The 13,456-nt window shown below is 72.0% G+C and carries 16 protein-coding genes; 8 read left to right on the top strand and 8 right to left on the bottom strand.

Features of this window, described 5'->3' with window-relative positions; all coding sequences use genetic code 11:
• Positions 1 to 20: 20 nt before the first annotated feature.
• From KLP28_06835 to KLP28_06800, 8 genes are all read left to right on the top strand, one after another.
• On the top strand, positions 21 to 1,898 hold the full coding sequence (locus KLP28_06835; GenBank protein ID QWC86392.1) for a hypothetical protein: 1,878 nt from the start codon (positions 21 to 23) through the stop codon (positions 1,896 to 1,898).
• A 75-nt stretch (positions 1,899 to 1,973) separates the two neighbouring features.
• A complete protein-coding gene (gene sigM, locus KLP28_06830; protein QWC86391.1) occupies positions 1,974 to 2,672 on the top strand; it encodes an RNA polymerase sigma factor SigM in 699 nt (232 codons plus the stop codon).
• Complete coding sequence (locus KLP28_06825) at positions 2,669 to 3,439, top strand: hypothetical protein (GenBank protein ID QWC86390.1); 771 nt, start codon at positions 2,669 to 2,671, stop codon at positions 3,437 to 3,439. Before sigM ends, KLP28_06825 begins: the two co-directional genes overlap by 4 nt.
• 113 nt (positions 3,440 to 3,552) lie before the next feature.
• Positions 3,553 to 4,506, top strand: a complete 954-nt coding sequence (trxB, locus tag KLP28_06820; protein ID QWC86389.1) for a thioredoxin-disulfide reductase — start codon at positions 3,553 to 3,555, stop codon at positions 4,504 to 4,506.
• A gap of 44 nt (positions 4,507 to 4,550) precedes the next feature.
• Positions 4,551 to 4,877 (top strand): thioredoxin, encoded by a 327-nt coding sequence (trxA, locus tag KLP28_06815; protein QWC86388.1) that lies wholly within the window; start codon positions 4,551 to 4,553, stop codon positions 4,875 to 4,877.
• 122 nt (positions 4,878 to 4,999) lie between these two features.
• Positions 5,000 to 6,355 carry a PLP-dependent aminotransferase family protein gene (locus KLP28_06810; GenBank protein QWC86387.1) on the top strand — a complete coding sequence of 452 codons (1,356 nt, stop codon included), beginning with the start codon at positions 5,000 to 5,002 and terminating at the stop codon, positions 6,353 to 6,355.
• 8 nt (positions 6,356 to 6,363) lie between these two features.
• Positions 6,364 to 7,392: a D-alanine--D-alanine ligase gene (locus KLP28_06805; protein ID QWC86386.1), complete on the top strand. Its 1,029-nt coding sequence runs from the start codon at positions 6,364 to 6,366 to the stop codon at positions 7,390 to 7,392.
• A gap of 39 nt (positions 7,393 to 7,431) precedes the next feature.
• On the top strand, positions 7,432 to 8,193 hold the full coding sequence (locus KLP28_06800) for a 1-acyl-sn-glycerol-3-phosphate acyltransferase (GenBank protein ID QWC86385.1): 762 nt from the start codon (positions 7,432 to 7,434) through the stop codon (positions 8,191 to 8,193).
• 164 nt (positions 8,194 to 8,357) lie between these two features.
• On the opposite strand, the gene KLP28_06795 is transcribed toward KLP28_06800, so the two are convergent.
• From KLP28_06795 to rpmH, 8 genes are read right to left on the bottom strand one after another with little or no spacing between them, the layout of a single operon-like run.
• Positions 8,358 to 9,344, bottom strand: a complete 987-nt coding sequence (locus KLP28_06795) for a ParB/RepB/Spo0J family partition protein (protein ID QWC86384.1) — start codon at positions 9,342 to 9,344, stop codon at positions 8,358 to 8,360.
• Positions 9,341 to 10,180 (bottom strand): AAA family ATPase, encoded by an 840-nt coding sequence (locus KLP28_06790; GenBank protein ID QWC86383.1) that lies wholly within the window; start codon positions 10,178 to 10,180, stop codon positions 9,341 to 9,343. The genes KLP28_06795 and KLP28_06790 overlap by 4 nt, the downstream gene beginning before the upstream one ends.
• A 31-nt stretch (positions 10,181 to 10,211) precedes the next feature.
• Positions 10,212 to 10,856: a 16S rRNA (guanine(527)-N(7))-methyltransferase RsmG gene (gene rsmG, locus KLP28_06785; protein ID QWC86382.1), complete on the bottom strand. Its 645-nt coding sequence runs from the start codon at positions 10,854 to 10,856 to the stop codon at positions 10,212 to 10,214.
• 1 nt (position 10,857) lies between these two features.
• Entirely contained in the window at positions 10,858 to 11,352 is a 495-nt protein-coding gene (locus KLP28_06780) for a KH domain-containing protein (GenBank protein ID QWC86858.1), read from the bottom strand.
• Between the two features lie 14 nt (positions 11,353 to 11,366).
• Positions 11,367 to 12,449 carry a membrane protein insertase YidC gene (gene yidC, locus KLP28_06775; GenBank protein QWC86857.1) on the bottom strand — a complete coding sequence of 361 codons (1,083 nt, stop codon included), beginning with the start codon at positions 12,447 to 12,449 and terminating at the stop codon, positions 11,367 to 11,369.
• Positions 12,450 to 12,461: 12 nt separating this feature from the next.
• A complete protein-coding gene (gene yidD / locus KLP28_06770; protein QWC86381.1) occupies positions 12,462 to 12,749 on the bottom strand; it encodes a membrane protein insertion efficiency factor YidD in 288 nt (95 codons plus the stop codon).
• An 18-nt stretch (positions 12,750 to 12,767) separates the two neighbouring features.
• The gene (gene rnpA, locus KLP28_06765) at positions 12,768 to 13,121 is read right to left on the bottom strand and encodes a ribonuclease P protein component (protein ID QWC86380.1); all 354 of its coding nucleotides are present in this window, start codon (positions 13,119 to 13,121) and stop codon (positions 12,768 to 12,770) included.
• A gap of 32 nt (positions 13,122 to 13,153) precedes the next feature.
• Positions 13,154 to 13,291: a 50S ribosomal protein L34 gene (gene rpmH, locus KLP28_06760; GenBank protein ID QWC86379.1), complete on the bottom strand. Its 138-nt coding sequence runs from the start codon at positions 13,289 to 13,291 to the stop codon at positions 13,154 to 13,156.
• Between the last annotated feature and the right edge of the window lie 165 nt (positions 13,292 to 13,456).

Raw genomic sequence — 13,456 nt, 5'->3', positions numbered from 1 at the left:
ATTCGGTGGGACACGGCAGCGTGATCGCTGGACGCTACCGACTGACCGACCTGCTGAGCGAGCACGACGGCGCCCGCTTCTGGCGGGCCGAGGACGCGGTGCTCTCCCGTGACGTCGCCGTGCACGTGGTCCCGGGCGACGACCCTCGTGCCGGGCCCATGCTGGATGCCGCCCGGCTGGCCGCGGTGGTGCACGACACGCGTCTGCTGCGGGTCCTCGACGCGGACGAGACCACGACCGAGCAGGACGAGCCGTACGCCTACGTCGTGCACGAGTGGGGCCAGGGCCGGTCCGTGGACCTCCTGCTGCTCGACGGCCCGCTCAGTCCGCGGCGCGCCGCGTGGCTGGTGAAGGAGGTCGCCGAGTGCCTGGCCGCCTGCCACGTGCAGGGCATCGCCCACGGGCGGCTGGTGCCCGAGAACGTCCTCATCAACGACGCCGGCGGCGTGAAGCTGATCGGCTTCGTCGTCGACGCCTCGCTGCACCCCGGCATCATCACCTGGCCGCTCACGGGTCAGGAGCTGCAGGAGCACGAGGCCGACATGGTCAACCTCGCCTCGCTGCTGTACGCCGCGCTCACCGGCCGGTGGCCGGGAACGCCGGGCACCGACGTCCCCGAGGCACCCGGCGAGAGCGGTCGGGTGCTGCGGCCGCGGCAGGTGCGGGCCGGCGTCCCGCGACCGTTGGACCGCATCTGCTCCCAGGTGCTCTCCGGACCCGAGATCGCCGTGCTCACCGCCCACGACGTGGCCTCGCGGCTGGCCGACTACGTCGGCGACCCGACCCCGTCCGAGCCGACCCTCCTGCAGGACCCGGTCGAGCGCCGGGCGTACGCGTGGACACCCGCCCAGGACCGTGACAACGACGCCGACCCACCCGCACGGGCGCCCGAGGACGTCGACACCGCCGTGGGCGCCCCGGTCTTCTTCGACGACGACACCGCCGTCGGGTGGAGCGAGGGGGCACCGACACCCCGCGGTCCGGGTGCCTCGTCCGACGACCCTGCGGCGTCGGGCCCTGCGCAGTCCGAGGGCGGGGGCAGGTCGTCCGCGACGCAGGTGGCCGGCACCCCGGTCGACGGCGTACGCCCCCTGTTCGTCGACGACGACGGCGGCAGCCGGTGGAACCACCCGGCCCGCAACGACGACCACGGCTCGGCCGTGCGATCCATGGAGGACTCCCAGCCCTCGAGCGCGAGCGGCTCGTTGTGGCCCCTGATCGACAGCGAGGCGCCGGAGTCCAGCACGCAGCACTCCGGGCGAGGCTGGATGAGGCTGGCCATCGGCCTGACCGTGCTCGTGGTCATGGTCGTGGCGGTCCTCCTGGCCTTCAACCTCGGTCAGCGGTCCTCGCTCGACCGTCTCGACCCCGCGGAGTCCGACGCCGGCGCCTCGGACGGCACGTCGGCCACCGCCACCGGGGAGGACGACGGAGCCCCGGGCGAGCCGTGGCCGATCCAGGCTGCCATCGACTTCGACCCCCAGGGATCCGACGGCGAGAACCCCGAGCTGACCGGCGACGCGATCGACGGCGACACCGGCACGGCGTGGACCTCGCTGCGCTACGAGAACCGCCCTGACCTGGGTGGACTCAAGTCCGGCGTGGGACTCGTCCTGGACCTCGGTCAGCAGCGCCCGGTCTCCGCGGTGCAGGTGACGTTGCGAGGCGAGCCGACGGACTTCCAGGTGCTCGCCGCCCCGGGTCGCGGCGCCGTTCCTGACGGCCGAGCCGGGTTCTCCCAGGTGGGCCAGGCCCAGCAGGCCGGCGCCGGCCGTACGACGGTCGAGGTCGCTCCCGACACCACGACCAGGTACGTCGGCCTGTGGTTCACCTCGCTGCCGCAGGTGGACGACGCCCGCTACCAGGTGCAGGTCGCCGACGTCGTCGTCCGCCGCTGAGCCCTTGCCGACGCCACCTGGTCAGGTGGGAGCCGGGTGCTTGACACGGCCTCGACGGCCGGACACGGTCACGCTGTGACGGGTGCCGCGGAGCTGGACGACCGGGACGACCGGGCGCTGCTCGCCGCCCACGTCGCCGGGGACCCCACGGCCTTCGGGCAGCTCTTCGCCCGCCACCGTGACCGGCTCTACGCCGTGGCCCTGCGCACCGCCGGTGACCCCGACCTCGCCGCCGACGCGCTCCAGGAGGGCCTGATCGCAGCCTTCCGTCGTGCGGGGACCTTCCGGGGGGACAGCGCCGTCACGTCGTGGCTCCATCGCATCGTCGTCAACGCCACGCTCGACCTGCACCGGCGCAACGCCGTCCGGTCTGCCGAACCGCTCCCCGAGCACGGGCTCGACTCCCGTGGCGGGATGCGGGACGCCACCAGGGACCGCGAACGGTCGGAGACCGCCGACCCCCTCGACGTCGTCCTCGCCGACGAGCGACGAGCGCAGGTGCTCACCGCGCTGCGTGAGATACCGGCCGACCAGCGCGCGGCACTCGTCCTGGTCGACATGGAGGGCTGGTCGGTGAACGAGGCGGCGAGCGTGCTCGGCTGTCGCCCCGGGACGGTCAAGTCGCGCTGCTCGCGCGGTCGGAGGCGTCTGGCGCAGCTGCTCGCAGAGGCCCCACGACCGCCGGCTCACGATGACGGGAACCATGACGTCGTCTCGTCCGTCCCACACAGTGACATGTCGACTCGCGACCCCGGAGAGGATGGTTCCCCGTGAAACACGAGGACGAGCCCACGCCGCACGGGTCGACGCCTTCCGAAAACGAGGTGCGGGCGCTCCTGCAGAGCCTGCGGGTCGAGAGTCCGGTGCCGCCGGAGCTGGGCGCACGTCTCGAGGAGACCGTGACGTCGTTGCAGGCGGAAGGGTCCCGCACCCCCGCCCGGACGGAGCGGGCGCGACGGGCCCGACCCGCCCGCGTCGCGCTCGCCCTCGCGGCCGGCGTGGCCGTCGCCGTCGGTGCGGGAGGGCTCGTGCTCCCGCTCCTCGACGGAGTCTCCGGCGGGGATCCCGCCGCCTCGACCGCGGCGGACGCGGCGGGTGGCGCCGAGTCCGCGCAGCAGTCCGGGGCGCTCGAGCCGACTCCTCGTCAGGACCTGCCCCGGCTCAGCCGCGCGGACTTCGCGCTCCAGGTGCAACGCGAGCTGCAGGCGCAACGGTCCACCGCCCGGGCGCTCAGCGGTCTCGCGGCTTCGGAGACCTCCGAGGCCCCCGAAGCTCGCGAGACCCCCCAGGCTGCTGCTGCCGCTGACGAGGCCCCGCCGCCGATGCAGGACGGTGTCCCCGACGCGACCCGCCCGGCCGCCACGTGCGACGCGGGCGTCGCTCCGGGTCCGCGTCAGCGCTCCTTCCTGGCCACGCTCGACGACCGGCGGGTGCTGGTCGTGGCGGGCAGCGCACGCGCGGTCGCGTACGCCTGCGCCGAGGACGGCGGGCTGCGTCTCACCTCACGCCCCGAGGCGATCCTCAGCCGCCCGCTGGACTGAGACGCACCGCGCACGGGGTGCCGTGGAGCGCCGGGAACACCGAGGGGTGAGAATCGGTTGTCCCGCCACGACCCCGTGCCCCACCCCAGCAGTCTCGAGAAGGTGCTCGTCTGATGTCTGACTCCGTCCGCAACGTCGTGATCATCGGTTCCGGCCCGGCCGGGTACACCGCCGCGGTGTACGCCGCACGCGCCAACCTCGCGCCGCTGGTCTACGAAGGCGCCGTCACCGCCGGCGGTGCGCTGATGAACACCACCGAGGTCGAGAACTTCCCCGGCTTCCGCGACGGCATCATGGGTCCGGCCCTCATGGAGGAGATGCGGGCGCAGGCCGAGCGCTTCGGCGCCGAGCTCGTCGCCGACGACGTCGTCTCGGTCGACCTGGACGGGCCGGTGAAGACGATCCGCACCGACTCCGGCGAGGTGCAGGCCAAGTCCGTGATCCTCGCGATGGGCTCGGCGTACCGCGAGCTCGGCGTCGACAACGAGAAGCGCCTCTCGGGACACGGCGTCAGCTGGTGCGCCACCTGCGACGGCTTCTTCTTCCGCGACCAGGAGATCGCCGTGGTCGGCGGCGGCGACTCCGCCGTCGAGGAGGCCACCTTCCTCTCGCGCTTCGCGAGCAAGGTCTACCTCGTGCACCGCCGCGACGAGCTGCGGGCCAGCGCCATCATGGCCGAGCGGGCCTTCGCCGACCCCAAGATCGAGATGGTCTGGAACTCCGAGGTCGCCGCGATTGACGGCGAGGACAAGGTCAGCGGCATCACGCTGCGCGACACCCGGTCGGGCGAGGAGCGCGACCTGTCCGTCACCGGACTCTTCGTCGCCATCGGTCACGACCCCCGGTCCGACCTCGTCGCAGACCAGGTGCACCGCGACGAGGAGGGGTACGTGCTCGTGCAGCCCCCGTCGACCCGCACCAACCTCGACGGCGTCTTCGCCTGCGGCGACCTCGTCGACCACACCTACCAGCAGGCGATCACCGCTGCCGGCACCGGCTGCGCGGCCGCCCTGGACGCCGAGAGGCACCTGGCCGACCTCGAGCACCTCGCGACCGTCGGCGTCTGAGCCGCACCCCACCGACCCGAACCACCAAGCAGGAGGAGAACCCCATGGCCGACATGCAGGCAGTGACCGACGACAGCTTCCAGACCGAGGTCCTCGACGCCGACAAGCCCGTCCTCGTCGACTTCTGGGCCGAGTGGTGCGGACCGTGCCGCCAGGTCGCCCCGATCCTCGACGAGATCGCCGCCGAGCACGGCGACAAGGTCTCGTTCGTCAAGCTGAACGTCGACCAGAACCCGGTCACCCCGGCGAACTACCGCATCACCGGGATCCCGGCGCTCAAGGTCTTCCAGAACGGTGAGGTCGTCCGCGAGATCATCGGCGCGAAGCCGAAGTCCGCGATCCTCAAGGAGCTCGAGGAGTTCCTGGGCTGACATCCAGCCGTCGTACCAGCCGTGAGGCCGGGCCGTCCTGAGGGACGACCCGGCCTCGTCGTGTCCCGCGTCGTGTCCCGCGTCGTGCCGGCTCTCCTCCCCCAGGATGAGAGCATCAGGTCATGACCTCCGAGCAGCCGGCGACCGGGCCGGACACGCCACCTGCCCCTGCCGCCGCCCGGGCGAACCGGCTCGACAACTACGTCGACCGGTACGCCGCCCGCACCCACGGCATGACGGCCTCGGAGATCCGAGCGCTGTTCTCGGTCGCGTCCAGGCCGGAGGTCGTGTCGCTGGCCGGTGGCATGCCGAACATCTCCGGGCTGCCCCTCGACGTCGTGGGTGAGGCCATCGGCGACCTCGTCGACCAGCGCGGTGCCACGGCGATGCAGTACAGCTCCGGCCAGGGCGACCCGCGTCTGCGCGAGCAGATCTGCGACGTGATGCAGCTCGAGGGCATCGACGCCCATCCCGACGACGTCGTCATCACCGTCGGGTCGCAGCAGGCCGTGGACCTCGTGACCCGCATCTTCTGCGACCCCGGCGACGTGGTGCTGTGCGAGGCGCCGTCCTACGTCGGGGCCCTGGGCGTCTTCCGCGCCTACCAGGTCGACACCGTCCACATCGAGATGGACGCCGACGGTCTCGTCCCCGACGCGCTCCGGCAGGCCATCGCCTCGGTGCGGGCGTCGGGACGCAGCATCAAGTTCCTCTACACGATCCCGAACTTCCACAACCCCGCCGGTGTCACGATGAGTCGGGAACGGCGTCCCGAGATCCTTCGCATCTGCCGCGAGCACGACATCCTCGTGCTCGAGGACAACCCGTACGGGCTGCTCGGATTCGACGAGCAGATCCACCGGGCGCTGCGCGCCGACGAGCCCGAGGGCGTGCTGTACCTCGGCTCGTTCTCCAAGACCTTCGCCCCCGGGCTGCGCGTCGGCTGGGTGCTGGCGCCGCACGCGGTCCGCGAGAAGCTGGTGCTGGCCCAGGAGTCGGCGACCCTGTGTCCGCCCACGTTCAGCCAGATGGCCGTCTCGGCGTACCTCGACAGCCACGACTGGTGGGGCCAGATCAAGCAGTTCCGCACCATGTACGCCGAGCGTCGCGACGCGATGATCGAGGCGCTGGAGGACCTGATGCCGGCCTCGTGCTCCTGGAACGTGCCCGACGGCGGCTTCTTCGTGTGGGTCACGCTGCCCGAGGGCATCGACGCCAAGGCCATGCTGCCGCGGGCCGTGACGGCCCGGGTGGCGTACGTGCCGGGCACCGCCTTCTACGCCGACGGCTTCGGGACGCGCCACATGAGGCTGTCGTTCTGCTACCCGACACCGGAGCGCATCCGTGAGGGCGTACGCCGCCTCGCCGGTGTGCTGCAGGCCGAGATGGAGCTGCGCCAGACGTTCGGGGCCCCCGGCGGCCTCTCGCGTGCCCTCGGTGCCCGCGGCTACGAGTCCCCCCAGTCCGACCTCAGCTGAGGAGCACGATGACCACTCCCGCGAGCACCTCACCCACCAGCACCGTTCCCGAGCTCGACGGCACCGGCGGCCGGGACGGCCGCGTCGTCGTGCTCGCCGGTGGTCTCTCGCACGAACGCGACGTGTCGCTGCGGTCGGGCCGCCGGGTCGCCGAGGCGCTGCGCGACGCAGGGCTCACCGTCGACGTGCTCGATGTCGGCGCCGAGCTGCTCAGCGACCTCGAGGCCGACCCGCCGTCGTGCGTGGTGCCCCTGCTGCACGGTGAGACCGGCGAGGACGGCGCCGTCCGTGAGGTGCTGGAGCTCCTCGCCGTCCCCTACGTCGGCTCCCGACCACGGGACTGTCGCCGGGCCTTCGACAAGTGCTCGGCGAAGGACGTCGTCTCCCACGCCGGCATCGCCACTCCCACCTCGGTGCAGCTGCCGGCGCAGACCTTCCGCGAGCTGGGCGCGCCCCGCCTCATGGGTGCCATCGTCGAGCACCTCGGGCTGCCGCTGGTGGTGAAGCCGGTCCGCGGCGGATCCGCCCTCGGCTGCACCGTCGTGCGTCACGCCGAGGACCTCCCGAGTGCCATGGTCGGGGCGTACGCGTACGGGGACACCGCCCTCCTGGAGCGCTTCGTGGAGGGCTTCGAGGTCGCCGTCGCCGTCGTGGAGGACGAGCAGGGCCCTCGTGCCCTGCCGGTCGTGGGCATCGTCCCCGACGGTGGCAGCTACGACTACACCGCCCGCTACACCGCGGGGAGCACCGAGTTCCGGGTCCCCGCACCGCTGGACGCATCCGTGGCGGAGCGGTGCCGGGAGGTCGCTGTCACCGCCCACACCGCCCTGGGCCTGCGCGACCTCTCGCGCTCGGACCTCATCGTGGACGCCGACGGCGAGGTCTGGTTCCTCGAGGTCAACGTGGCTCCCGGCCTGACCGAGACCTCGACGGTGCCGCTCGCGATCGACGCCGACGGCCTGGACCTCGGTGCGGTGATGGCCGGGCTCGTCGCCCGGGCCGCGCAGCGCCGGCCCACGGACGCGGCGCTGGCCTAGGCTGACGGCCAGCCCCGCCGCGCCATCCCAGGAGACCCGTTGCTCGACATCACGTACCCGGTCATCATCGTCTCGGCCAAGACGGCCTTCCGGCTGATGGACTTCCGCTTCGACATGACCGGGACCGAGCACGTGCCGGAGTCCGGCGGCGCGCTGATGGCCTTCAACCACATCTCCTACATCGATTACGTCTTCGGGGGCTACGCGGCCCAGCCCTCGAACCGACTGATCAGGTTCATGGCGAAGAAGGAGATCTTCGACCACCCGGTCGGCGGGCCGCTGATGCGGTCCTTCCACCACATCCCGGTGGATCGCGCCGACGGTCAGCAGTCCTTCGACGACGCGGTGGACTACCTGCGGCGTGGTGAGATCGTCGGGATCTTCCCCGAGGCCACGATCTCGCGCAGCTTCGAGGTCAAGGACATCAAGACCGGCGCGACGCGCATCGCGGCCGAGGCGGGGGTCCCGCTCCTGCCCAGCATCATCTGGGGCACCCACCGCATCTTCACCAAGGACCACGACCGCGACCTGGCGCGGGGCAAGACCATCATCATCGACGTCGGGGAGCCGATGTACCCCACCGGCGAGGACGTCGAGGCCGAGACGGCGGAGCTGCACCGCCGCATGAAGCAGCTGCACCACGACGCGGTCTCGCGCTATCCCGCCGAGGAGCAGCCCCCCGGCTCCTGGTGGCTGCCGCAGTCCTTCGGCGGATCGGCCCCCACGCTCGAGGAGGCCGCGGCGATGGACGTCGAGGAGAAGCGCCGTCGTGCCGAGCGCAAGGCGGCCCGCGACACGTAGTCGGGCTCAGAAATCGGCTCACGCAATGGTGCCTCTGAGCCCCGTACGCAGGTGCGACGGGGGTGGGCCGCTCCGCGGTCCCCCCAGGTCCTCAGATCGGCGCTGAGGGCTTCGTCCGCCCGATCGGTGCCGCCGCGGGCGCACGGAGCGCCACCACGCCGGTCCTACGACGCGTCGGAACCGTCCGTCCCGGCGATCAGGGCGGTGATGCGCGCCAGGTCCTCCGCGGTCGCGAACTCGATGACCACACGCCCCTTGTCGCGGCCCATGTCGACCTTCACCCGGGTCTCGAGGCGGTCACCCAGCCGCTCACCGAGAGCGAGGAGCTCGGGGTCGGCACGCCGTGGCGCCCGCGGTGCCTTGGCGCGCGCCTGCTCGGCGCGCGAGGTCGCCACGATCTCCTCCAGGGCGCGGACGGAGATGCCCTCGGCCACCACCCGGGCGGCCAGGCTCTCCTGGAGCGCGGGGTCCTCGACGGTGACCAACGCACGGGCGTGACCGGCCGAGAGCACGCCGGCGGCCACGCGGCGCTGCACCGGCGGGCTGAGGCGCAGCAGGCGCAGGGTGTTGGTGATCCGGGGGCGGCTGCGCCCGATGCTCTGCGCGAGATCCTCGTGCGTGCACCCGAAGTCCTCGATCATCTGCTGGTAGGCGGCGGCCTCCTCCAGCGGGTTGAGCTGGGCCCGGTGCAGGTTCTCCAGGAGCGCGTCCCTGAGCATGTCGGCGTCGTCGGTGGCCCGCACGATGGCCGGGATCCGCTCGAGGCCCGCCGCCTGCGCAGCGCGCCACCGTCGCTCACCCATCACCAGCTCGTACGCGTCGCGACGCGTCTGCCGCACCACGATCGGCTGGAGCAGGCCGACCTCGCGGATCGAGTGCACGAGCTCGGCGAGCGCGTCCTCGTCGAACACCTCCCGCGGCTGCCGGGGGTTCGGCGTGATCGCGTCGAGGGGGACCTCCGCGAACCTCGGACCGTCCGGGGTCGTCTCCACAGCGTGGGACTGCGCGGGCAGGCGCAGGTCGGGGGTCGGCTCCGAGGGCACCCACGCGGAGGCGGCGGACCCGGAGGAGTCCGACGGCCCGCTGGGAATGAGCGCCCCGAGGCCTCGGCCGAGGCCTCGACGCACCGTGCTCGTCTCGTGGCTGCTCATCGTGCGGCTCCTCTCAGGGCGATCTCCCGGGCGGCCTCGAGGTAGCCCCGGGCGCCGGGTGATGCGGGGTCGTAGGTCAGGACGGTCTGGCCGTGGCTCGGGGCCTCCGAGACACGGACCGAGCGCGGGATCGCGGTCGCGAGCACCTGGTCGCCGAAGTGTGCACGCACCTCGGCGGCGACGCCCGCGGAGAGGCGGGTGCGGCCGTCGTACATCGTGAGCAGGCACGCGGCGACCCGCAGCTCCGGGTTCAGGTGCGTACGCACCAGCTCGACGGTGTGCACCAGCTGCCCGAGTCCCTCCAGCGCGTAGTACTCCGCCTGGATCGGGATCAGGAGCTCCTCCGCAGCGACCAACGCGTTGAGCGTCAGGAGTCCCAGCGACGGCGGGCAGTCGATGAAGACGTAGTCGTAGGTGTCGGCGTCATCGAGCACGGGGCGCAGCACCCCTCGCAGTCGTGTCTCCCGCGCCACCGCGCTGACGAGCTCGATCTCGGCACCGGCCAGGTCGGCGGTGGCCGTCAGCACGTCGAGTCCGGGGACGAGGGCACAGGGCACGACGGCCTCGGCCACAGGCATCCCGTCGACCAGCACGTCGTAGGCCGTACGCACCCGCTGCTCCCGCTCGACCCCCAGGGCCGTCGAGGCGTTGCCCTGCGGGTCGAGGTCGACGAGGAGAACCCGCAGGCCTCCCCGGGCCAGTGCCGCGGCCAGGTTCACGGCCGAGGTGGTCTTGCCGACCCCACCCTTCTGGTTCGCGACGACGAGCACCCGGCGGCGGGCAGGCCGGGGCATCTGCTCGATCGGGGCCGTGGGCGGCCACTCCAGGGACGTCATGACCCCGACGGTAGACGGAGCCGCGGACGCTTCAGTCGCGCCACACCCGGGCCAGGGTCACCGGCCGGTCGAGGGCTTCGTCACCGACGGTCAGCACCTCCGGCTCGCCGCAACCGATGCGGCGCAGCGCCTTGCGGTGCGTCGCGATCTCCTCACGCACCGAGGAGCCCTTCATGGCCAGCACCTGACCGCCGGGGCCTGCGAGTGGCCAGCACCAGCGCATCAGACGGTCGATGGGCGCCACCGCCCGGGAGGTGACCACGTCGTACGTCGCCCGCCCGTGCTGCTCCTCGGCCCTGGCGCGCACGACCTCGACCCGGTCGAGCCCCAGGTCAGCCACGACCTCGTCGAGGAAGGTGGTGCGCCGCAACAAGGGCTCGACCAACGTGACCGTGAGGTCGGGTCGGGCGATCGCCAGCACGAGACCGGGCAGCCCGGCGCCCGTGCCGACGTCGCACAGGTGCGCTCCCTCGGGGACGGCCTCGGCGACGACGGCGCAGTTCAGCACGTGGCGCTCCCACAGGCGGGGCGTCTCGCGCGGACCGATCAGGCCGCGCTCGACGCCGGCGCCGGCGAGCCAGTCGGCGTACGCCTGCGCGATGTCGAACCGCTCTCCGAAGAGCCGTCGCGCACCGTCGGGCGCCACGACGGTTTCACGGGAAACCTCGTCGGACACCTCAGTCGGGGAGGACCACGACGTGACGTCGCGGCTCCGCGCCCTCGGACTCCGAGCGCAATCCCGCGGCGGCCACGGCGTCGTGGACGACCTTGCGCTCGAAGGCGCTCATCGGCTCCAGGTGGGCGGCCTCACCGGCCTTGCGTACGCGCGCCACCGCCTCGGTCGCCTGGGCCGTGAGCGCCTGTCGCCGGTCGGCGCGGTAGCCGGAGATGTCGAGCATCAGCCGGCTGCGCTCACCGGTCTCCCGGTAGACCGCCAACCGCGTGAGCTCCTGCAGCGCCTCCAGCACCTCACCGTCACGGCCGACCAGCTGGCTGAGATCGGCGCCCACGACCGAGACCGCGGCCCGGTCGTTCTCCACGTCCATGTCGAGATCGCCGTCGAGGTCGGCGATGTCGAGCAGCTCCTCGAGGTAGTCCGCGGCGATCTCGCCCTCGTTCTCCAGGCGCTTCACGCGCGAGGGGCGCGTACGCGTCTCGTCGTCCTCGACCATGGTGGTGCTCTCGCTCACTGCTTCTCCTCAGGGGTCGCGCCGCCGCCTGTGCGGTCCCGCGGGACCTCGCTCGGTCCGGGACGGGGCTGCTTCTTCCGTCGCGCGGACTGCTGAGCCTGCTGGGGCTGCTGGTTCTGCTGGCGGTTCGGCTGGTTGCCGCTGCCGGACCTGCGCTGGCTGCGGCTCTGCTTCTTGGGCTGCTGACGCTGACGGTCGACCGGCTTGGGGGCGACCTCGGGCTCGGGCTCCGGGGCGGGCGCCACGCCACCACGGGCGGCCTTGCGCTCCGCCTTGGCCTTGTCGCGCTCGAGCTTCGCGTCGGCGGCGGGTGTGTTGGGCGCCGGGTTGTTGCGGATGACGTAGAACTGCTGACCCATCGTCCACAGGTTCGAGGTCGTCCAGTAGAAGAGCACGCCGATCGGGAAGGCGATGCCGCCGATGCCGAAGACGAGCGGGAGCACGTAGAGCAGCAACTTCTGCTGCTGTGCGAACTGCCCCGTGAGCGCCTCGGGCGGCATGTTCTTGCTCATCAGCTGCCGCTGGGTGAGGAACGTCGTCGCCGTCATCGCGACGACGAGGATCGCGGCGAAGATGCGGACCTCGGTCAGGCTCGTGCCGATGAAGGTGTCGGCGATGCGGGCACCGAAGAGGGTCGCCTCGCCGAACTGCGAAGCCTGTGTCTGGTCCAGGAAGCCCTTGGCCTCGCTGTTCGCGGCGCCGTTCAGCAGGTGGAACAGCGCCAGGAAGATCGGCATCTGCAGCAGCAGCGGGAGACAGGACGCGAACGGGTTGGTGCCCGAGTCCTTGTAGAGCTTCATCGTCTCCTGGGCGAGACGCTCCCGGTCGTGACCGTACTTCTTGCGCAGCTCGGCGACCTTGGGCTGCATCAGCTGCATGTTGCGACTGGACTTGATCTGCTTGACGAACAGCGGGATAAGCGCGATGCGCACCACGAGGGTCAGGAAGATGATCGACAGCACCCACGACGCACCCGAGGCGGGGTCCATCACCAGGCTGAAGAGCTCGTGGAACGTGACGAGCACGAACGAGATGACGTAGTACAGCGGCGTCATGATGAAGCTGCCGATGGCGCCCAGGGTGTCCACGGGTCAGACCTCTCGTCGGGGAGTCTCGGGAAGTGGTGACGGATCGTGCTCGTAGGTGATCTCGGTGCCGGGCACCGGGTCGTAGCCACCCTCGGCCCAAGGATGACACCTGACCAGTCGCCGGCCCGCCAACCACGTGCCTCGCAGGCTGCCCTTGGTCTCCACGGCCGTGAGTGCGTAGGCCGAGCAGCTCGGGTGGTAGCGGCACACCTGGCCGTACAGCGGGCTGATGAGGAGCCGGTAGAGCCGCAGAAACCCGATCAGGAGCCAGCGCACGGGGTCGTACCTCATGAGCTGCTCACGTCCCGGTCACGCGCCACGACGCGCGACACGGCCGACCGCCGTGCGCAACGCGCGGTCCAGGTCGGCGCTAAGCTCTGCGCTGGAGCAGTCGGCCGCAGCCGGTGAGGCCCGCAGCACCACCCGCGCACCGGGCGGGATCGTCGCCAGGCGATCGGCAGCCAGGTGACGCAGCCGGCGCGAAACACGGTTGCGGACGACCGCGTTGCCGACCGCCTTGCTCACCACGAGACCGACCCTCGGGGACGACTCGGTCCCCGGGGCCAGGTGCACGGTCAGCGTGCGACTCCCCCCGCGTGCACCGCGGCGGATGCAGTCACGGAAGTCCGACGCCCGGGTCAGGCGGTGGGCCGACGGCAGCACGCTCGCGCGGGCCGGCAGGGTGCGGGCCGGGCTCAGGCCGACAGCTTCGCGCGGCCCTTGCGGCGACGGTTGGAGATGACCGCACGACCCGCACGCGTGCGCATGCGCAGGCGGAAGCCGTGGGTGCGTGCCCGGCGGCGGTTGTTCGGCTGGAAGGTGCGCTTGCTCATCGGACACTCCGGTGATCGGTGACGAACTGGTCGGGGGCGTGCCCTGCGAACGGCCTCGGGACACGGCGGCGTCGACGGAGGTCGGCGCCAGGGCGAGCCTGCGCCACGACACGTCTCGTCGACCGGCCCACGGTACGTGCTGGCGCTGGGACCGGTCAATTCGCG

This window comes from Nocardioidaceae bacterium (assembly GCA_018672315.1).
Classification (GTDB): domain Bacteria; phylum Actinomycetota; class Actinomycetes; order Propionibacteriales; family Nocardioidaceae; genus TYQ2.
The sequence above is the reverse complement of the archived record's forward strand: the minus strand, read 5'-3'. Positions and strand labels throughout refer to the sequence as shown.

What these genes read in the sequence shown, in the direction of transcription:
- trxB (QWC86389.1), top strand. Translation starts at nt 3,553, where the DNA reads ATGTCTGACTCCGTCCGCAACGTCGTGATCATCGGTTCCGGCCCGGCC.
- trxA (QWC86388.1), top strand. Translation starts at nt 4,551, where the DNA reads ATGGCCGACATGCAGGCAGTGACCGACGACAGCTTCCAGACCGAGGTC.
- KLP28_06810 (QWC86387.1), top strand. Translation starts at nt 5,000, where the DNA reads ATGACCTCCGAGCAGCCGGCGACCGGGCCGGACACGCCACCTGCCCCT.
- KLP28_06805 (QWC86386.1), top strand. Translation starts at nt 6,364, where the DNA reads ATGACCACTCCCGCGAGCACCTCACCCACCAGCACCGTTCCCGAGCTC.
- KLP28_06795 (QWC86384.1), bottom strand. Translation starts at nt 9,344, where the DNA reads ATGAGCAGCCACGAGACGAGCACGGTGCGTCGAGGCCTCGGCCGAGGC.
- KLP28_06790 (QWC86383.1), bottom strand. Translation starts at nt 10,180, where the DNA reads ATGACGTCCCTGGAGTGGCCGCCCACGGCCCCGATCGAGCAGATGCCC.
- KLP28_06780 (QWC86858.1), bottom strand. Translation starts at nt 11,352, where the DNA reads ATGGTCGAGGACGACGAGACGCGTACGCGCCCCTCGCGCGTGAAGCGC.
- yidD (QWC86381.1), bottom strand. Translation starts at nt 12,749, where the DNA reads ATGAGGTACGACCCCGTGCGCTGGCTCCTGATCGGGTTTCTGCGGCTC.
- rpmH (QWC86379.1), bottom strand. Translation starts at nt 13,291, where the DNA reads ATGAGCAAGCGCACCTTCCAGCCGAACAACCGCCGCCGGGCACGCACC.